Raw genomic sequence first — 18,303 nt, forward strand, 5'->3', positions numbered from 1 at the left:
TCATCCTTCCTTGGCTCATTCTGAAATCATGAGCTGCTGCGCGGTTGTTCCATTATTTTCGTACTATAGTTTGTATTATGATCCACATGGGGTAACACAATAACAGGAGACCCTGTGTGACGACCTCCTGTTAGCGGTTAAAGCCATCTCTCGGCCCAGCTCTCCACACCATTTAATGCATCACCTAGCTCTTTACCCTTGCGTGTCAGCGAATACTCGGTACGCACAGGCCGCTCTGTGATGACATTGCGAAGGATCAGGCCGGAAAGCTCTAGTTCCTTGATGCGTTCGTTCAGCATGCGTTTACTAAGATCAGGTATGGAGACGTGAATTTCACTAAATCGTTTGGGATGTTCCATCAAAGTATGAATGATGAGAGCGGTCCATTTTTTGCTGATGATCTGAAAGGACTGTTCCACCTTACCGCACAAAAGCTTAGGCTGCCTGTCGTCGCTCATCTGAATCCCCTCAATTTCATTGTTGTTTTAAACAGTATACTAAAAGTAACTCTGTATACCAATAGTAACTATAACGCTTTGTATCAACTGTGACATATTTAACAGTTTTTTTCTCTTTCCTTTCGTCAATCATACCACAGAAAACGTTATCATTACAGGATATATCGAATGTTCACGATTTCGCTAAAATTTGATTGACTTGCCCCTTATTTTGGGTGTATTATGGGTTACGTTAATTCCTCAGGTAACTTTTAATAACCTCATCTTTATAATGGGAAGAAGGAATATTTCATGGATTCAATGACATTTGTCTTATTTGGAGCGACAGGGGATTTGGCGAAACGCAAAATTTACCCTGCCTTGTATAATTTGTTTGTAGAAGGTAAAATTCCGGCTTCCTTTTCTGTAATTGGGATGGGGCGTCGTGAAGTGGCGGATGAGCAATTTCAAAGTAATGTAGAGCAATCCATTAAGGATTTTTCCAGACACGTGAATGAAGACCGTGCACAGATGGATCAGTTCTTAAGTGCTTTCCGTTACAGCGCATTGAACGTCAACCACCCGGAAGATTATAAAAAGCTGCTACAGCTTGCTGAGCAACGTGAAAATGAATTGGGAATTCCGGGGAACCGCATGTTTTACTTATCGGTGGCACCGGAATTTTTTGATGTGATTGCCCTCAATATTCGGGAGAGTGGTTTAGCTGAAACAAAGGGTTGGAAACGGCTCATTATCGAAAAACCATTTGGACATGATCTGGAATCAGCACGTGAGCTGAATGATCGCCTGAGCAGAACCTTTGCTGAGGATGAGATTTATCGTATTGACCATTACTTAGGTAAGCCCATGGTGCAAAACCTGGAAGCCTTAAAATTTGCTAATCCATTGCTCCAAGGGATATGGAACAATCAATACATCGCCAATGTGCAAATTACCGCTTCCGAGACTGTAGGGGTGGAGGAGCGAGCGGGATACTACGATCACTCCGGCGCTATTCGTGATATGGTACAAAATCACATGCTGCAGGTGTTGATGATGACGGCTATGAACAAGCCGGGACATGTCACGGCTGACCAGGTGCGTGATGAAAAAAGCAAGGTGATGGACGCGCTTCGTGCGCTTGATCCTTCCGATATTGCTTCCAACGTGGTTAGAGGCCAATATACCAACGGTGAGATCAACGGAAAAGCAGTTCCTTCCTATAAAGAAGAGCCGGATATCGGACCTGATTCGCAAAATGATACTTTCATTTCAGCTCGCCTATGGATTGACAACGAACAATGGTCGGGTGTGCCTTTCTATATTCGTACTGGCAAACGCATGAAAGAAAAATCTACTCGTATCGTTGTGGAATTCAAAAAGGACAGCACAGATCCTTATGCCGCTCAAGGGCAACCGACTGACCCGAACTTGCTGATCATCCATGTTAACCCGGATGAAAAGGTAACGCTGCGTCTGAATAGCAGAGACCCGCTAAACGCTGGTCAACTGGAAACGGTTCTGATGAATTATCATTCCGAGGCTAAGGATGTACCAGAAGCCTATGAACGACTCATCTTTGATGCGCTGCGCGGCGATTCCACCTTTTTTGCTCATTGGAACGAAGTTGAGCTTTCATGGGTGTGGGTTCAACCTGTACTGGAAGCTTTTGCTCGTGGTGAGGTTCCACTTCACACGTATGCAGCAGGCTCTTACGGTCCAGAAGCTTCAGATCAATTGTTGGAAGAGCAAGGCTTTACATGGTGGTTGGACGAAAAGTCCGAAAGCACTGAAAAAGCAGTCGTTCGTTCTTAACACCAACAAGAAAGTATATACAAAATATATTTGCTACGGCAGGAGGCCTTTACTATGCAAGTAGGATTAATTGGTTTGGGGAAAATGGGCTTGAATCTCGGGAAAAATTTGATCGATCATAAGCATGAACTTGTCGCTTACGACGTCAATGCAGCTGCCATCCAAGAAATGAAGGATTATGGAGCTACAGGTGCTTCTACATTGGAAGAGCTTGTACAGGCAACTCAATCCCCTAGAGTATTGTGGATTATGGTTCCTCACCAAATTGTTGATTCTGTGCTGGATCAGCTTCAACCGATGTTGTCCAAAGGGGACATCATTATTGAAGGTGGTAATTCTCATTACAAAGAGTCTATTGCTCGTCATGCCCGTCTTCAAGAATATGGTATCAGCTTCATGGATGCTGGAACCTCAGGCGGGATGGAAGGCGCACGCAATGGCGCTTGTTACATGATCGGTGGCGATTCGGAAGCTTGGGCGGTTGTTGAGCCTATTTTCCGCGACACAGCAGTGGAAAACGGATATCTGTATGCAGGTAAATCCGGAAGCGGACATTTTCTGAAAATGGTTCATAACGGTGTGGAATACGGCATGATGGCTTCCATTGGTGAAGGATTTGAAGTGCTGGAAAAAAGCAGCTTTGACTTTGATTATGAACAAGTAGCGCGTGTGTGGAACAACGGTTCTGTTATTCGCTCTTGGCTGATGGGCTTGACTGAACGTGCATTCTCCAAAGATGCAAACCTGGACGAAATCCGTGGGGTTATGCACTCTTCTGGTGAAGGAAAATGGACGGTTGAGGAAGCACTGGACATTCAGGCTGCAACTCCAGTCATTGCTTTGTCCCTGCTGATGCGCTACCGGTCTCTTGATGCGGACACGTTCAACGGGAAAGTGGTTGCTGCGCTGCGCAATGAATTTGGCGGTCACGCGGTAGAAAAGAAGTAATAACAATATAAGCTAGTATCTATCCCCGTAGCTTCACAACTGCGGGGATATTGCTATATGTTTTGTCGTTTATTGGAATTTTGCAAAACCTGCATATGCATATTTTTCCTTGTATATCCGCACAATAGGTGAAAAAGGCGGAAGGATGAATAGCATATGTGCAAAAGGTTTTCGTTATCGGCTGATTTGGATGAGGTAAGGGATCATTTTGGTATACAACGGGTGATGTATTATTACAAAACACGCTATAACATGAGCCCCACCCAGCATGTTCCAATTGTGCTGCATCAGGATGGAGAACGGGTACTTGATGAATTTCGCTGGGGATTTATTCCCTACTGGGGCAAGGATTGTGTCAATGCAGACTTGAATACGGTTCGGGTAAATCCGAGTTATCGCAAGATGGCGGAAACCCGACGCTGTATCATTCCATGCAATGGATTTTATTATTGGCGCAAATTGGGTAAACGCATGTGTGCTGTACGGGTGGTATTGCCGGAACAGAAGATGTTTGCGGTCGCGGGGCTATATGAAGTATGGCAGGATAGTCGTAAGGAGCCTTTACGCACCTGTACGATGATGACAGTTCATGCCAATACGGATATACGTGAATTCGATACCCGTATGCCGGCTATTTTGGAAGCTGATCATATAGATTCATGGTTGGACCCGTCTGTCCAGAACATAGATGAGCTGTTGCCTCTACTGCGCACGTATGAGCAAGGAGACATGAGTATCTATCCAGTGACCCCACTGGTGGCCAAGGATGAACATGATAACCGTGAATGTATTCAGGAAATGGATTTGCAGTGGTCCTGGATTAAACCTTAAACGTATGGAGATTTTCATCCATTATTGATCATAAGCTTCCCGCCACCTGCATAGGTATGTATTGGGGAACAAGCGTCATGATCCGGGGAGAGGGGAAACGGCCGAAGGAGTATCTCATATGGGATGGAGGCGATTGGAATGAGTAACGATACACTCATCCAGCTGCTGGTGCTCATGGTGACGATCATCGGTCTGGTCCAAAACCGGTAAGTGGCAGGTTCCAGAAGGCGGGAGAATTGCCGTAGGCAATCTTCCGTTTTTTTCTGTGTTAAAAAGCTCGCAGATTAAGGAAGCTTACGGTACAATAGATGCTAGGCTACAGGTGACAAGACACCTGAATATACGTCTACATACGATATATTTTTAAGGGAGAGCGAATCATGAGTGAATTAACTTCATTACCACCAGCCAAAAAAAGAAAATTGCTGTTTAGCGCAGGGCTCAGCTGGTTGTTTGATGCTATGGATGTGGGGCTGCTTTCATTTATAGTCGCAGCGTTGGCAAAGGAGTGGCATCTGGGATCTGAGCAAATTGGACTGCTGACTGCAATGAATTCTATAGGGATGGTGTTCGGAGCCGCTTTGGCGGGGATTTTGGCTGATCGTTACGGCAGACGTGCTATATTAGTGTGGACATTGTTGATCTTTTCTATTGCCAGCGGCTTATCAGCTTTGGCGACAGGACTCGGAATGCTGCTGGTGCTGCGTTTTATTGCTGGTGCAGGCTTGGGTGGGGAATTGCCTGTTGCTTCGACGCTGGTGTCAGAATCAGTGCCTGTGAAAGAACGAGGAAGAGCGGTTGTGCTGCTGGAAAGCTTCTGGGCGGCAGGCTGGATCCTTTCGGCTCTTATTGCTTATTTTGTTATTCCAAAGTATGGTTGGCAAATGGCATTTATTCTCGGCGCAGTACCTGCGCTGTACGCTCTTTATCTGCGCAGAGCTATTGATGATTCACCGCGTTACAAGCAGCAAAGCGTTAAACTTCCGCTGCGTGCACGATTGGCTTCGATTTGGTCGGAACCCAATCGCAAGTCTACGCTGATGCTGTGGATTTTATGGTTCACAGTTGTATTTTCATACTACGGCATGTTCCTTTGGCTACCGAGCATTATGTTTATGAAAGGTTTCGAACTGGTTAAAAGCTTTGAATATGTGCTGATCATGACGCTTGCGCAACTACCAGGTTACTTTACCGCCGCCTATCTAATTGAAAAGCTGGGGCGAAAATTCGTACTGATCATCTACTTGCTGCTCACAGCAGTGTCCGCCATTTGGTTTGGCACCTCGGAAACGGCGGGAATGCTGCTAGCTGCTGGTATCTGCTTGTCCTTTTTTAATCTTGGTGCATGGGGAGCCATGTACGCCTATACTCCGGAATTGTACCCGACAGCTGTACGTTCAACTGGTGTGGGTATGGCGGCTGCGTTTGGCCGTATTGGAGGCGTTATCGGGCCTTTTGCGGTCGGTATACTCGTAGGACAGGGCGTAGCGTTACCATCTATCTTTGTGATTTTCTTCGTAGCTATCTTGATTGGAGCAGCGGCTGTATGGTTGCTGGGTACGGAAACTAAAAATCAGGAGATTGACTAACCTTTACATTCACCTGTGTAAAGATTCATAATATAAGAGAGAGGAGTGACCTGAAATGGAGCATACCTTTCTGCTCAAGGCAGACTGGAACGGGGGGCGCAACAGCGACGGCCGTATTGAGGCTGGACAGTTGCGGACTGCAATTTCGATCCCGACTGAGATGGGAGGCCCTGGTGTGGGCACCAATCCAGATGAAATGCTGCTCGGTGCCGCCGCTACCTGCTATTTGATTACTTTGGCGGCGATGATGGAGCGCGCGAGTCTCCCGGTGGCATCACTGGCGCTGGAATCCGAAGGGATTGTCGATGTAACGAACAATATTTTTACATATCGCCGAATTGTGCATCGTCCGCAGGTTCAATTGGCCGCCGATGCGACAGAATCGCAGATCGAACAAGCATTGCGACTGGCAGAGCAGGCAGAAACCTCATGCATGATCTCGCGTGCCGTAGCGGGAAATGTGGCGTTGTCCACAGAGCCCGTGGTGGAGCGCGCCTCTTAAAGCGATATTTGTAACAGGAGCAATCATTCCAATTGCCCATCATTTTTTTAATCCAAGGAGGACACAACCATGACAGCACAACAAAAATTGCTCGTATTCGCAGGCTCTTACGCCGAATTGGAAGGTAACGGAGTTTATTCGTACACTTTTAATGAACAGACAGGAGCACTTACACTACAGGATGAGTTCTCCGGCTTGAAAAATCCTACATTCCTGAATGTGGACGTCAAAAATCGGAAGCTGTATTCCATTGGAGAGACGACTTCTGCTGCAGGAGCGAAAGTAGGAGAAGCCTCTGCTTTCGAAATTGACCCAGTTAAAGGAACATTTACATTACTGAATCGTGCGGAAAACGTGGGTGCAACAACTTGCCACATTCAGCGTGACCCATCTGATCGTTACCTTATTGTAGTCAGCTACCACGGAGGTATGGTGGGACTGGTGTCTCTGACTGAGGACGGACGTATCGGTGAGTTGCTGGATGTTAAACAGCATGAGGGCAAAGGAGCGCATCCTGAACGTCAGGATCGTCCACATCCACATTCCAGTTTCTTTAGTCCGGATGGCCGCTTCCTGTTCGTACAAGATCTCGGTCTGGATCTGATCCGCGTTTACACCATTGATGACAGCAAAGGACAACTGGTGCTTCATGGTGAAACGAAAACCCATGCAGGTGCAGGTCCACGTCATTTGACGTTCCACCCGAATGGTAAATTTGCTTTTGTCATTAACGAAGTGGATTCTTCCATTACTTCTTTTGCATATGATGCAGAGGCTGGCAAGCTCACTGAGCTTGAGAGCGTACCGACATTGCCGTCTGACTTTACAGGTGAAAACACAACTGCTGAAATTGCGATTTCGGGGGATGGAGCTTATCTGTACGGTTCCAACCGTGGGCATGACAGCATTGTGATATACGCTGTAGACGGAGCAACTGGCAAGCTGAGCTTGGTTGAGCATGTAGCTGCTGAAGGAGAGCATCCACGCCATTTTGCTTTGACTCCAAATGGTGATCATATGCTCGTGGCCAACCGCGATACCAACAACATTGTTACGTTCAAAGTGGACAAGGCAAGTGGACGTTTGACCTACACTGGGCAACAAGTAACCGTGTCCAAGCCAGTATGCGTACAGCCTTTTTACTTTTCTGTATAAAAGGAGCGCTACATTTATATCATGCGGAGTGGTTAAGTGATAGTGATGCGGATAATGGTCGCTACGAGGACGGATCATTCTTCCGATCGCTGTTGCCCCCAGATTTCTTGTTTGTATGTTCAAGGGTAGAAATCCGGGGACAAAGGCGAACGCTCCGCTTCTTCAGAACAATTCCGTCCTCTCCGCTGCTTTAGTGCTTTTGGCGACCATTTTTTATGCAGAAACAATAAATGAACACGTATATGTTGATGGTACTGATAGATTAACCAAGCATTGAAAATTTTTTAGTGAAAACGGCTCGTAGGATAACCTACAGCCGTTTTTATGTTAGGGCTTAGTCATTTCAAAAGAAGTCACTACCTACAAAAATAATATAAAATTTTATGGTTACAAATAAGATACGAATAATCTCGGCAGGAAAAGGGTACATATGTTATAAGCGGGACAAGAATCTCTCAAGCACTCCGATAATGCAAATCTAGGACAAGCATTGTGAGTTCCATATAAGGGTTAGAGGCTTTAAATAAAAGTATTATATTTGGCCTAAGTATTAGTTTAGGTCGTTGGCTTTTTTAGAGGCAAACTCATGAAAAATGAGCAATGGCAAGGATAAACTGAGTAACGAAGCGGGCAGATGGATTTCGGAGAAGCGATAGCGTTCGCCTTTGGAACTTGATTTTAACCATTAAAATATATTCAAAAAATCAAGCTCCAACAGCGATGGGAGAAACCATCTGATCGCGAAGTGGGCCTCACAGACCGATAAGAGTATATAAAGGAGGAAACGAAATGAAAATTATCATTACGCAAAAGGAAGCCGTTGACAAAGGAATATGGACAGAGATCATGGGGATGTTTGCTGTAACCAAAGAGGACGAAGTATGGCAAAATGAAGAGTTTATTCTCACCGAAGAACAGGCACGTGAGGTCGGGTTATTAAGATAGCAAAGATAAATAGGACATGTTATCAAGTTTTAAGACCAAGTCTTAAAAAATCGTAACTTCTTTTTTATGTATCTGATACACTTTTTAACCGTGCAACGTTTATGATAAGTACACAAGGGTAATGAAGCTTACAGACACCGTGTACATACCCAAACGGCAAGGAGAGATCAGACATGATGAAACTAGCTTCGAAATGGACCGTATTGGCTTTAATGATGATGCTGATTACGACGGCAGGGGCAACAGCGCAAGGCTACACGCCTGTAGCAGCTGCTGAAAATCAGGAGACCGTATATATAAACCAAATGGAGATTCGTGACGGACAAATTTATTTGTCGGCAGACCCGATTGAATGGTATGAAGGCGCGGCAGCTGACAAAGCATTATTGGAGCATGAAGGAAATACAGGATTGGATGGAGCTCCAGATGGCTACTACATCGTAAACAATTCCGTGCAAAATGACGTGTATCAGGTTGCGCCAGATGCTTCGGTAGAGGTGCAGATTTATGATCACACGGGTAACATAGAAGATACAGACGTGCAATGGAACGAATCGATTCCTCTGGCACAGTTTGAGAAAGATTTTGCTAAAAAGGACGTTCTGGACCTGAGTCAATTTCCATACCATATTACGCTTCGTGAGGGTAAAGTTGTAAAAATCGTGCAGCAATTCATTCCCTAAAATAGAAGTAATCTCATTTCACAGACACGTGCTTTCTCCTGATTACAGATCAGGGGAGCACGTGTTTTTATACTTTATAACAAAAAAAAGAGGATATCCAGCCCATATAGGGCGCGGATATCCTCTTCTCTTCATAATATATGATTAGAACGATTTTGCTGTGTCTACTGCACGTTGTACAGCAGAAGCAACGATTTCTTGTGCTTGATCTGGGGATTGATTATGTCCTTCCAGTACAACTTTCACGATGTCTTTCACTCCGAAGAAGGATAAGATGTTGTTCATAAAGTTCAAAGACATTTCAGCTGCAGCAGCTGGTCCTTCGGAATAAACGCCGCCTCTTGCATTCAGCAGGGCTACTTTAGTTTCAGTAACGAGACCAACAGGACCTTCAGCAGTGTATTTGAATGTTTTACCAGCTTGGTTCAGGTAGTCAATGTACGTATGCAGTACAGCTGGAATCGTCATGTTCCAGAGCGGGAAAGCAAATACGACTTTGTCTGCTGCCAGGAATTGATCCAGGTAGCCATTAGCGATGTTTGCCAGGCGAGCTTCTTCTGCGTTCAGCTCCATGCCTCTAGCGGATTTGAACGTGCCGTTGATCATGTTAGCGTTCAAATAAGGAAGCTCGACGGAGAACAGGTCCAGCTCAGTGATTTCATCAGTTGGGTGGGAAGACTTGTAGCTTTCTACGAAGGCGTTATACAATTTAACTGTTGCAGATTCTTCAGCTGTACGATCATTAGCTTTGACAAATAATACTTTAGACATGATTTATTTCCCCCTAAGTAAGTTGAATAAGTAAGTTAAGTTAGTAAGTTACCACGTAATATTACAATATAAAGATAATATCTGTCAACACTTTTATATTAAATTTACTTTGAAAAGCTACTTTATTTTTTACACTGTGAATTTAACTTGTTTCTTTTGCAAAATATCAGTTTTGCGGTAAAATTTAAATGTAAAGTTTAATGAAGAGAATGGTTTGAGTAGGCGAAGAAGAAAATGAACATGGTGCCAGCAAGATATGGCACAATAGTTGAACGAAAAAAGGTGAGTAGCTTGAAGATAGGTTTTTTTGATTCAGGATTGGGTGGAATTACAGTATTGTCCGAGGCACTAAGACGTTTGCCAAACGAAAATTTTGTATACATGGCGGATACCCTTCATGTGCCTTACGGGACGAAAACTCCCCAAGAGGTGCTTGGTTATGTCAAGGCTTCAGTACAAACGATTCTAAAAGAAGATGTTAAGGCATTGGTAATTGCCTGCAATACGGCTACAAGTATCGCGGTTGCGGAGCTAAGGAAAGAATATCCTATTCCGATTATTGGTATGGAGCCAGCAGTGAAGCCAGCGGTCGAGATGAACCGATCCAATGGTAAAAGAGTTCTGGTGTTAGCCACACCATTGACGTTGAAACAATCCTGTTATGCAGCGCTGGTATCCAGGGTTGACGATCATGGGAGCGTGGACTCACTACCTCTGCCGGAGCTAGTACAGTATTGCGAACAGTTGAATTTTGACCGGGCAGAAATGTCCGAATATTTTAACCGTGAGCTGTCTTCGTTCAATCTCGACATATATGGTACGGTGGTATTGGGATGTACTCATTATCCTTTTTATAAGGAAATTCTCAGGGAACTACTGCCTTCTCATATTCAGTTAATTGACGGGAGCCAGGGAACAGTCAGACGGTTGAAACAGGTGTTGTCTGAGCGTAATTTGCTGGAGCCTTCGCCAAAATCCGGTCCATCACAGGAGGGACACATTACATTTCTATGTTCTAGTCAGGATGAGGCCTATGTGCATAAGATGGAGCGGGCGCTTGAAATCTATGCGGAGCATGAAAAGATTTATTTTTAAAAGAAGAGCGGCTGGCGAACGTGTTGGATCTTAATGAAATATCCAAATCGCCAGCCGCATTGTCGATCAGACGCATGGAGGGAGGGCGTAAGATGGATGTTCAACTGATCCTGAACGAGCTTCACGAAACGGGCGTGCTTGAAAGCCATATGCGAAATCTCAAACCGCTGACCGGCGGAACTTCGAGCAAAGTGGTTGTTGTCATGGACGAAACTAAGCCGCGATACGTGATTAAGCAAAATGATCCCGCTGTCGTAGAAGCCGAGGCGGAATTCTTACATACCTATGTACAGGTTGAGAAAATATCGCGTTTGGTTTATGTAGATCCGTTGCACCGTTATTTGGTGTACACGTTCAGGTCGGGGCTCACACAGTATCATGGACGAAACAAAAGCGATTTGTTGCTTCGTCTGGCGACGGAGGTGATCTCGCACTACAAGCCTATTGGAGAGGAACGTCATTATGGTTATTCGGATCATCCGTTTGTGGAATGGAGAGATTTTTTACTGCACAGAATGAAGGAATCCGAAAAAATTATACAAGACGTTTTACCCCCAGAGGATCATCGGTTCGTCCATACCCTTGTGGCCGGATCGCCGCAACGGAATATTAAATATTTGCTTCATGGGGACTGTGGAGTACATAATTTTGTGTTTGCCGAAAATGGTACGTTGACAGGCATTATTGATCCTGACCCAGTCGTGGGAGAGCCTCTGTATGATTTGATATACGCCTTTTGTTCTTCACCCGATAGGCTGACCGTCGATACCATTTTGCCTGCGGTAGAGAAGCTTGGGCCTGAAATGACAGGGGAATACGAGCTGAACAGGGAGGTACTACAAGGATTATACTTTCGTATAGCTACCTGCATTCGCCATCATCCGGGAGATCTAGATCAATATACAGAAGCGTGGACCTATTGGCTAGACAGGGTTCGCTGAAAGGAATAGGGAACATGAGCATACAAGGGTGGAATCATATTTGCTTTTCGGTGTCTAATTTGGAGAAGTCTATACATTTCTATCAGAATATACTAGATGGAAAACTGCTCGTTAAAGGACGTAAGTTGGCTTACCTGGACTGCTTGGGAATGTGGCTGGCTCTCAATGTGGAAGAAGATATCCCAAGAAATGATATTCATCATTCCTATACGCATATTGCATTTTCGATAGCGGAAGCGGATTTTGAGCGCATGCTTAACAAGCTGAGAACTTTTAATGTCACCATTTTGCCCGGACGAGTGCGGAATGAACAGGACAAAAGATCGGTCTATTTTACAGATCCAGACGGACATAAGTTTGAATTCCACACAGGACAATTGCAGGACCGCTTGGACTATTATAGAAACGATAAAAAGCATATGACTTTTTATGAATGAGTAAGCGTTATCAAGAATGATGTGTGAACAAATATTGGATTTACATACAGGAGGAATACAGAAAGTATGTCACTGTCGCAGGAAAGCGGCTCCAAGCAAGCACAAGCCGTTAAAACGATGACGGTTTTTGCAATCACTTGGCCGATCTTTATAGAGATGTTGTTTCACATTTTGATGGGTAGCGTGGATACGTTCATGCTAAGCCATGTTTCTGATGAGGTTGTATCGGCTGTAGGTGTATCAAGACAGTTGATTGAATTTACGATTATACTTTTCAATCTGCTTGGTCTTGGTGTAGGTGTGATTATTGCTCAGCTATTGGGGGCGCAAAAGCATGTGGATGCAAGCCGTGTTACGGCTTCGGCACTAACCTTTAATCTGGTGTTTGGTCTGGCGCTGAGTTTGATGTTTATTGTGAGCCGGGATTTTTTACTATCCTTTTACCATATTACCCCGACGATTAAGGAAAATGCAGAGATTTATATGATGCTGGCAGGGGGTTCGTTGTTTCTGGAAGCACTCATGCTAACTGCAGGTCCGGTTATTCGATCGCATGGTTTTACTAAAGATACGATGATCGTGGGCATTGGTATGAATATATTGCATATCGTGGGAAATGCGCTGCTCATTTATGGCTGGTTTGGTCTGCCGCAGATGGGAGTGGCGGGAGCAGCGATTTCAACGGTTATTAGTCGTGCTGTAGCATGTGTCTGGATTTTTCTACTGCTGTACAAGCGTGTAAGTGCGCCGATTCGCATTCGGTATTATGTACAGCTTCAGTGGAGTAAGCTGGTAGCCATCCTGAAGATTGGTATTCCTGCCGGGCTGGAATGGTTGTCTTATCAGCTTAGCCAAATGATGGTGACCCGGTTTGTCAGCTTTATGGGTACAACGGCGATCGCAACCCATTTTTATACGAATACAATTGTGTACTTTTTTATGGTATTTGGAATGGCTGTAGGTGAGGGGACAGAAATTATTGTTGCCCGCCTGATTGGAGCAGGAGACAAGGAAAAGGCCTATCATCAACTTTTACGGAGCCTGAAATGGTCTTTGGTCATTACAATTGCTGTGATCGTGGTAGTATCCTTTTTCCGATATGAAGTGATGGCGATCTTTACAGATGAGCCGGCGATCATTCAATTAGGGGCAGCGATTTTGCTCTTCTGTATATTGCTGGAGCCGGGCCGAGTGTTTAATCATGTTGTCATTAACTCCTTGCGAGCAGCGGGAGATGTTCAGTTCCCGTTAATGATGGCTATTATTTCAATGTGGGGGATTAAAATCCCGCTAGCATATGTGCTGGGCATTCATATGGGATATGGTGTGCTGGGTGTGTGGATTGCACATGCCTGCGATGAGTGGGTACGAGGCATTTTCCACTATTTACGCTGGAAGGGGCGGAAATGGCAGCACAAATCGCTGTTATCTAAGGCTGAACTTCAGGCGGAATCAGCCTAAGGCTGAAAGAGATTCTACAACAGACATTCTCCAAACGAATTGGAGGATGTCTGTTTTTTTTACAAAAATAAGCAAAATGGGGATGTTCAAACTTTTCAAAAATTGCTAGAATATAGTAACCTCGAATGTAGTAGAGGTTTTCAAAGTTTCAAAGACGGATGGTTTCCGATTGAATCCATGAAGGAGGGAATAGGATGGAACGTAAAGTGCATATCATTCCTTACCAAGTGATCAAGCAGGAGCAACAAGTGAATGAAATACCGCGAGGTGTAGAGCTGATTCAGGCTCCTGCGGTATGGAACCAGACTCGAGGCCGAGGCGTGAAGGTGGCGGTGCTGGACACGGGCTGTGATTCGGACCATCCTGATTTGAAGGCGCGCATTATTGGCGGCCGGAATTTTACGGATGATGATCAAGGTGATCCGGAAATTTTCAAGGATTACAACGGTCATGGTACGCATGTGGCAGGAACCATTGCGGCAGCAGAAAATGCGGATGGTGTCGTGGGTGTTGCTCCAGAGGCAGACCTGCTCATCATCAAAGTGCTAAACAAGCAGGGCTCCGGTCAATATGACTGGATTATTCAAGGCATCTATTATGCGATTGAGCAAAAGGCAGATATCATATCGATGTCACTTGGCGGTCCTGAGGATGTGCCAGAGCTTCATGAAGCAGTAAAAAAGGCTGTAGCTAGCCAAATCTTAGTCATCTGTGCAGCTGGAAATGAGGGAGACGGTGACGACAGAACGGACGAGCTCGGCTACCCCGGCTGCTATAATGAAGTGATTAGCGTAGGTGCTATCAATTTTGACAGGCACGCCTCAGAATTCAGTAATTCTAATAATGAGGTGGATTTGGTTGCACCGGGAGAAGATATTTTGTCCACCGTTCCGGGCGGCAAATATGCGACCTTTAGCGGAACTTCGATGGCTACTCCGCATGTAGCAGGTGCATTAGCGTTGATTAAGCAGCTGGCGAATGCGAGCTTTGAGCGTGATCTCACGGAACCGGAATTATACGCACAACTCATCAAACGCACGATTCCACTTGGCAATTCTCCTAAGCTGGAGGGCAACGGTCTACTGTACTTGACGGCAGTGGAGGAGCTTTCTCGTATTTTCGACGCGCAGCGTGTAGCGGGAATACTAACTGTAGGATCATTGAAGGTTAAATAAACCGTAACTTCAATTCGGATATATAGCGGCTCTCCTAAAGGGAGGGTCGTTTTTTTGGATTTCAATCTTAGGAAAAACTCCATTTACATTGCATTTAAATGTCGGGTAACATATATCTCAAAGATAGGCATGAGTCAGAAGTGGAGGAGAATATGAACGATATCATGGCGCAAGCTGACGAGCTTAGACGAACAGGGCAAGCAGAGAAAGCACGTAAGTTACTTTTAAAGGCAATAGAACAGCAGCAAAATGATGCAGAATTGTGGTATCAGACAGCTTGGACGCATGATTCATTGGGCTTAGAGCGGGAAGCGGTTGCCTATTATGAAAAAAGCCTAGGTATGGCGTTATCTGCAGAATCAAGGAAAGGAGCTATCCTGGGATTAAGCAGTACATATCGTGTATTGGGAGATTACGCCAAGGCGAAAGCGTGGTTGGACACAGGAATGAACGAATTTCCGGATTACAGACCGTTTCGGGTATTTTACGCGATGGTGTTATACAATCTGGGGGAATACGGGAAAGCCATGCAGGAGCTGCTAATGGAGGTGGCTGAGACGACCTCGGATTTATCTACACAGGAGTACTCACGTGCCATTCAATATTATGCAGATAAACTGGATCAGATCGAGGCATAGGTGAACCGGAGTGAGAGCATAAGCAGTAACGTGTATATACGCTCGTACATAAAAAGATCACAGACAGAGAGCACTAATTCTCTTCCCTGACTGTGATCTTTTGCTGTTTATTGTTTAGCTATAGAGTCCGTTACTTGATGAGTTATATAACTGCGATTACTGCGCACCTTCAGTAACGGCGATTTCCTTCTCCAGGTTTTCTCTGGACAGGTTAGCCTTCAAGTAATCCGGGGTATCGGGCAGGACCAGGTGCAGATTGGATTTTTGACAAATGCGGATGGTGCACTTTTCGACGATAAAATCAAAGACATGCCCGCCTCCGGTGCGTTCATCGTTAATAAAATGCAGATGAAATCCGGCTACCCCAATACCTTGAGCATAGGCAGGTGTCCAAAAACCTGTGATCACGCCGGAAGCCTCATTAAAAGTGAAGGTAGGCTGTGACTTGGTCGCTTCGATAAACGGTCTGTATGGTTTAACTTGGTGAGGCACGGTCCGTGTCTTTACTTCACGAAAAGTACCATCCATACGGAAGGCATAGAACAGATTACGGCTTGGAAACAACGTTAACAGCAGAGCCTCCAGCTCTTCACGATGCATGGGACGGTCAATAGTATATGTGAAATCTTCATGAAAAAAGGTGACGGTGGAAAATGGAGTAGTTTCTTCTGGTTTTACGCGATGGGCCGTACCGTCTGGAAGCAAGTGATAAAATTCACCATCGAACGCGATCATCTCGCCATTGAGTTGATCAAAGGTACCGAGTCCGAAATCCCCGTGCTTTTGCAGTTCCTCGAACGCAACGACTCCGTCATAAAGACCATCTAATAAAGCAAGCATGGTGGACGTTTGGTAAATATCATGATCAGTTTCTTGCTTGGTTTCCAATTGTGCAACGGTCATGGCAATACACTTCCTTTTGTAATTGTATGCATTTATTTTCTTTCTTTTTCAATAATAAACGTAAATTTTCAGTAAATAACATGAATAACTCAAAAAAATCATAAAAAAAACGTTATACTCCATAATTGTCATTAAGCCGTCACGAGTGAGTCATGGTTAAGGTTAGTTTAATTGGTTAGGCAGCAGTTTACGTCCCAATTGGATGTTATCCTGGTAATCAATCGGAATATCGACAACCACAGGACCATCGGTATGAAGTGCCTGTTGCAATACACTTTCTAGTTCTTCAGGTGAGTGCACGCGTAATCCAGTGGCCCCGAAGCTTTCAGCATATTTCACTACATCAACATCTCCAAATTTTACACCAGACGTTCTTCCGTATTTAATCTGTTGTTGAAAAGCGACCATGTCATAGGAACCATCTCTCCATACGATATGCACCAACGGTGAGTTAAGACGTACGGCGGTTTCGAGCTCCATAGATGAAAAAAGAAATCCTCCGTCTCCGGAAATAGAAACGACTTTTTGACCGGGGTTGACGAGTGTAGCAGCAATCCCCCAAGGAAGTGCTACGCCTAACGTCTGCATCCCGTTGCTGAATAGAAGGCGACGGGGCTCATACGAACGGAAATATCGTGCCATCCAAATGTAGTGTGAGCCGACATCACAAGTGACTGTGACGTTATCGTCAATCAGGCTGCGCAGTGTGCGAATGAATTGTAATGGATGAATCAGATAGTCATGCTTGTGTACAGGAACAGCTGCTTGCTCGTTTAGATCATGATGAAGACGTTTTAATTGGTTGCAGGAGGTTCTAGATAGCTTTAAGGTAGGCAATTCTTCTGCAAGGCTACTCACAATCAGGGCTATATTCCCGATAAGCTCGTAATCAGGTTGATAATCATGATCAATATCTGCTTGATGATCATCCAGGTGAATGAGGGTTCGGTTTGCAGGAATGTTCCAGTTTTTTGGATCATATTCAATAGGATCATAGCCAATTGTCAGTACCAGATCTGCCGCTCCAAGAAGCATGTCACCCGGCTGATTATGGAACAGACCGACTCTTCCAAAATAGTGGCTTTCCAGTTCCCGGGAAATGGCTCCAGCGGCCTGAAAAGTTTCAACTACAGGCAAATCCGTGTTTCGAATCAGTGCACGGATGGCTGCTGTGGCTTCGGGCGTGCTAGCTTTCATGCCGAGGAGAAGTACGGGCAGCTTGGCTTTTTTGATTTGGCCTGCGACTTGTTTGATGAGCCCGGCTGGTGCGATTCCAAGCTGGGGAAGGGAAATTTTCTCAATGGCTGTTACTTCAGATGACGAAGTCAACACGTCCTGCGGCAGACTGACAAAGGTGGCTCCAGGCTGGGCTGAGGTCGCAATCCGAAATGCGTTAGTTATAGCTTCCGGTACATTATCAGGATGCTCTACTTCTACACTGTATTTGGTAATAGGCTCGAATAGTCCGGCGTTATCCATGGATTGATGCGTGCGTTTCAGGCGTGCGGATCTTGGGACTGCACCTGCAAGAGCGACGACAGGATCACTCTCGGCATTCGCGGTGACAAGTCCTGTCGCCAAATTGGATGCGCCGGGGCCAGAGGTGACAAGACATACGCCCGGCTTTCCAGTTAATCGACCGACTGCAGCGGCCATAAAGGCAGCATTTTGTTCATGACGGCATATGATTAATTCTGGACCCCGATCTTGAAGAACATCAAAAACAGAATCGATCTTGGCACCTGGAATGCCAAAAATATGCGTCACCCCTTGCTTGATTAAACAATCGACAACAAGGTCTGCTCCTCTAGTATCGGTCTTTGCTTGGACAGCTTGAACTTTGGTACTCAATGCTACCACCTCTTCTTCTCATCTTTGAAATAAACTAATGAAATACTTTCAATGTAAAACAATGGATGTATATGACAATTATAATACAATAACTGGTATTTTCAAGAAGGAAATTTTCTGAAAAAG

At 45.0% G+C, this 18,303-nt stretch carries 18 protein-coding genes; 14 read left to right on the plus strand and 4 right to left on the minus strand.

The genetic code is table 11. The features are described from left to right. Positions 1 to 137: 137 nt before the first annotated feature. Entirely contained in the window at positions 138 to 458 is a 321-nt protein-coding gene (locus tag KAI36_RS10795) for a winged helix-turn-helix transcriptional regulator (protein ID WP_007430161.1), read from the minus strand. Between the two features lie 291 nt (positions 459 to 749). Here KAI36_RS10795 and zwf point away from each other — a divergent pair, with 291 nt between their 5' ends. The 8 genes from zwf (at position 750) to KAI36_RS10835 (ending at position 8,905) form a co-directional block, all read left to right on the plus strand. Further along, a complete protein-coding gene (gene zwf / locus KAI36_RS10800; protein WP_220027702.1) occupies positions 750 to 2,252 on the plus strand; it encodes a glucose-6-phosphate dehydrogenase in 1,503 nt (500 codons plus the stop codon). Between the two features lie 54 nt (positions 2,253 to 2,306). Further along, positions 2,307 to 3,200, plus strand: a complete 894-nt coding sequence (gene gnd, locus KAI36_RS10805; protein ID WP_220027703.1) for a phosphogluconate dehydrogenase (NAD(+)-dependent, decarboxylating) — start codon at positions 2,307 to 2,309, stop codon at positions 3,198 to 3,200. A gap of 156 nt (positions 3,201 to 3,356) precedes the next feature. After that, complete coding sequence (locus tag KAI36_RS10810) at positions 3,357 to 4,031, plus strand: SOS response-associated peptidase (protein WP_220027704.1); 675 nt, start codon at positions 3,357 to 3,359, stop codon at positions 4,029 to 4,031. A 380-nt stretch (positions 4,032 to 4,411) separates the two neighbouring features. Then, positions 4,412 to 5,620 (plus strand): MFS transporter, encoded by a 1,209-nt coding sequence (locus tag KAI36_RS10815; protein ID WP_220027705.1) that lies wholly within the window; start codon positions 4,412 to 4,414, stop codon positions 5,618 to 5,620. Positions 5,621 to 5,675: 55 nt separating this feature from the next. Further along, positions 5,676 to 6,122: an OsmC family protein gene (locus KAI36_RS10820; RefSeq protein WP_220027706.1), complete on the plus strand. Its 447-nt coding sequence runs from the start codon at positions 5,676 to 5,678 to the stop codon at positions 6,120 to 6,122. Positions 6,123 to 6,191: 69 nt separating this feature from the next. Then, positions 6,192 to 7,277 carry a lactonase family protein gene (locus tag KAI36_RS10825; RefSeq protein WP_220027707.1) on the plus strand — a complete coding sequence of 362 codons (1,086 nt, stop codon included), beginning with the start codon at positions 6,192 to 6,194 and terminating at the stop codon, positions 7,275 to 7,277. Between the two features lie 789 nt (positions 7,278 to 8,066). Next, positions 8,067 to 8,222, plus strand: a complete 156-nt coding sequence (locus KAI36_RS10830) for a hypothetical protein (protein ID WP_220027708.1) — start codon at positions 8,067 to 8,069, stop codon at positions 8,220 to 8,222. 173 nt (positions 8,223 to 8,395) lie between these two features. Next, positions 8,396 to 8,905, plus strand: a complete 510-nt coding sequence (locus KAI36_RS10835) for a hypothetical protein (RefSeq protein WP_025723668.1) — start codon at positions 8,396 to 8,398, stop codon at positions 8,903 to 8,905. 144 nt (positions 8,906 to 9,049) lie between these two features. Here KAI36_RS10835 and KAI36_RS10840 read toward each other — a convergent pair whose 3' ends face one another. Beyond that, positions 9,050 to 9,676, minus strand: coding sequence for an FMN-dependent NADH-azoreductase (locus KAI36_RS10840; protein WP_025723667.1), 627 nt, complete (start codon positions 9,674 to 9,676; stop codon positions 9,050 to 9,052). Positions 9,677 to 9,916: 240 nt separating this feature from the next. On the opposite strand from KAI36_RS10840, the gene murI reads away from it, so the two are divergent. From murI to KAI36_RS10870, 6 genes are all read left to right on the plus strand, one after another. Further along, on the plus strand, positions 9,917 to 10,771 hold the full coding sequence (murI, locus tag KAI36_RS10845; protein ID WP_220027709.1) for a glutamate racemase: 855 nt from the start codon (positions 9,917 to 9,919) through the stop codon (positions 10,769 to 10,771). Between the two features lie 92 nt (positions 10,772 to 10,863). Continuing rightward, the gene (locus tag KAI36_RS10850) at positions 10,864 to 11,712 is read left to right on the plus strand and encodes a phosphotransferase (RefSeq protein ID WP_220027710.1); all 849 of its coding nucleotides are present in this window, start codon (positions 10,864 to 10,866) and stop codon (positions 11,710 to 11,712) included. Positions 11,713 to 11,726: 14 nt separating this feature from the next. Next, on the plus strand, positions 11,727 to 12,149 hold the full coding sequence (fosB, locus tag KAI36_RS10855) for a metallothiol transferase FosB (protein WP_220027711.1): 423 nt from the start codon (positions 11,727 to 11,729) through the stop codon (positions 12,147 to 12,149). A 66-nt stretch (positions 12,150 to 12,215) separates the two neighbouring features. Further along, complete coding sequence (locus KAI36_RS10860) at positions 12,216 to 13,610, plus strand: MATE family efflux transporter (protein ID WP_220027712.1); 1,395 nt, start codon at positions 12,216 to 12,218, stop codon at positions 13,608 to 13,610. Between the two features lie 194 nt (positions 13,611 to 13,804). After that, entirely contained in the window at positions 13,805 to 14,785 is a 981-nt protein-coding gene (locus KAI36_RS10865; RefSeq protein ID WP_220027713.1) for a S8 family peptidase, read from the plus strand. A gap of 152 nt (positions 14,786 to 14,937) precedes the next feature. Beyond that, positions 14,938 to 15,423 (plus strand): tetratricopeptide repeat protein, encoded by a 486-nt coding sequence (locus KAI36_RS10870; RefSeq protein WP_220027714.1) that lies wholly within the window; start codon positions 14,938 to 14,940, stop codon positions 15,421 to 15,423. Positions 15,424 to 15,579: 156 nt separating this feature from the next. Here the strand turns inward: KAI36_RS10870 and budA are convergent, their stop codons facing one another. Both budA and alsS read right to left on the minus strand, forming a co-directional pair. Then, positions 15,580 to 16,326, minus strand: a complete 747-nt coding sequence (gene budA / locus KAI36_RS10875) for an acetolactate decarboxylase (protein WP_071640653.1) — start codon at positions 16,324 to 16,326, stop codon at positions 15,580 to 15,582. Between the two features lie 162 nt (positions 16,327 to 16,488). After that, positions 16,489 to 18,186, minus strand: a complete 1,698-nt coding sequence (gene alsS / locus KAI36_RS10880; protein WP_220027715.1) for an acetolactate synthase AlsS — start codon at positions 18,184 to 18,186, stop codon at positions 16,489 to 16,491. Positions 18,187 to 18,303: the final 117 nt, after the last annotated feature.

It is taken from the genome of Paenibacillus sp. S02, assembly GCF_019454065.1.
GTDB classification, from domain to species: Bacteria; Bacillota; Bacilli; order Paenibacillales; family Paenibacillaceae; genus Paenibacillus; species Paenibacillus polymyxa_B.

What these genes read in the sequence shown, in the direction of transcription:
- KAI36_RS10840 (WP_025723667.1), bottom strand. Translation starts at nt 9,676, where the DNA reads ATGTCTAAAGTATTATTTGTCAAAGCTAATGATCGTACAGCTGAAGAA.
- KAI36_RS10815 (WP_220027705.1), top strand. Translation starts at nt 4,412, where the DNA reads ATGAGTGAATTAACTTCATTACCACCAGCCAAAAAAAGAAAATTGCTG.
- KAI36_RS10825 (WP_220027707.1), top strand. Translation starts at nt 6,192, where the DNA reads ATGACAGCACAACAAAAATTGCTCGTATTCGCAGGCTCTTACGCCGAA.
- KAI36_RS10810 (WP_220027704.1), top strand. Translation starts at nt 3,357, where the DNA reads ATGTGCAAAAGGTTTTCGTTATCGGCTGATTTGGATGAGGTAAGGGAT.
- KAI36_RS10835 (WP_025723668.1), top strand. Translation starts at nt 8,396, where the DNA reads ATGATGAAACTAGCTTCGAAATGGACCGTATTGGCTTTAATGATGATG.
- budA (WP_071640653.1), bottom strand. Translation starts at nt 16,326, where the DNA reads ATGACCGTTGCACAATTGGAAACCAAGCAAGAAACTGATCATGATATT.
- fosB (WP_220027711.1), top strand. Translation starts at nt 11,727, where the DNA reads ATGAGCATACAAGGGTGGAATCATATTTGCTTTTCGGTGTCTAATTTG.
- KAI36_RS10865 (WP_220027713.1), top strand. Translation starts at nt 13,805, where the DNA reads ATGGAACGTAAAGTGCATATCATTCCTTACCAAGTGATCAAGCAGGAG.
- KAI36_RS10795 (WP_007430161.1), bottom strand. Translation starts at nt 458, where the DNA reads ATGAGCGACGACAGGCAGCCTAAGCTTTTGTGCGGTAAGGTGGAACAG.
- zwf (WP_220027702.1), top strand. Translation starts at nt 750, where the DNA reads ATGGATTCAATGACATTTGTCTTATTTGGAGCGACAGGGGATTTGGCG.
- KAI36_RS10820 (WP_220027706.1), top strand. Translation starts at nt 5,676, where the DNA reads ATGGAGCATACCTTTCTGCTCAAGGCAGACTGGAACGGGGGGCGCAAC.
- KAI36_RS10850 (WP_220027710.1), top strand. Translation starts at nt 10,864, where the DNA reads ATGGATGTTCAACTGATCCTGAACGAGCTTCACGAAACGGGCGTGCTT.
- murI (WP_220027709.1), top strand. Translation starts at nt 9,917, where the DNA reads ATGGTGCCAGCAAGATATGGCACAATAGTTGAACGAAAAAAGGTGAGT.
- KAI36_RS10860 (WP_220027712.1), top strand. Translation starts at nt 12,216, where the DNA reads ATGTCACTGTCGCAGGAAAGCGGCTCCAAGCAAGCACAAGCCGTTAAA.
- KAI36_RS10870 (WP_220027714.1), top strand. Translation starts at nt 14,938, where the DNA reads ATGAACGATATCATGGCGCAAGCTGACGAGCTTAGACGAACAGGGCAA.
- gnd (WP_220027703.1), top strand. Translation starts at nt 2,307, where the DNA reads ATGCAAGTAGGATTAATTGGTTTGGGGAAAATGGGCTTGAATCTCGGG.
- KAI36_RS10830 (WP_220027708.1), top strand. Translation starts at nt 8,067, where the DNA reads ATGAAAATTATCATTACGCAAAAGGAAGCCGTTGACAAAGGAATATGG.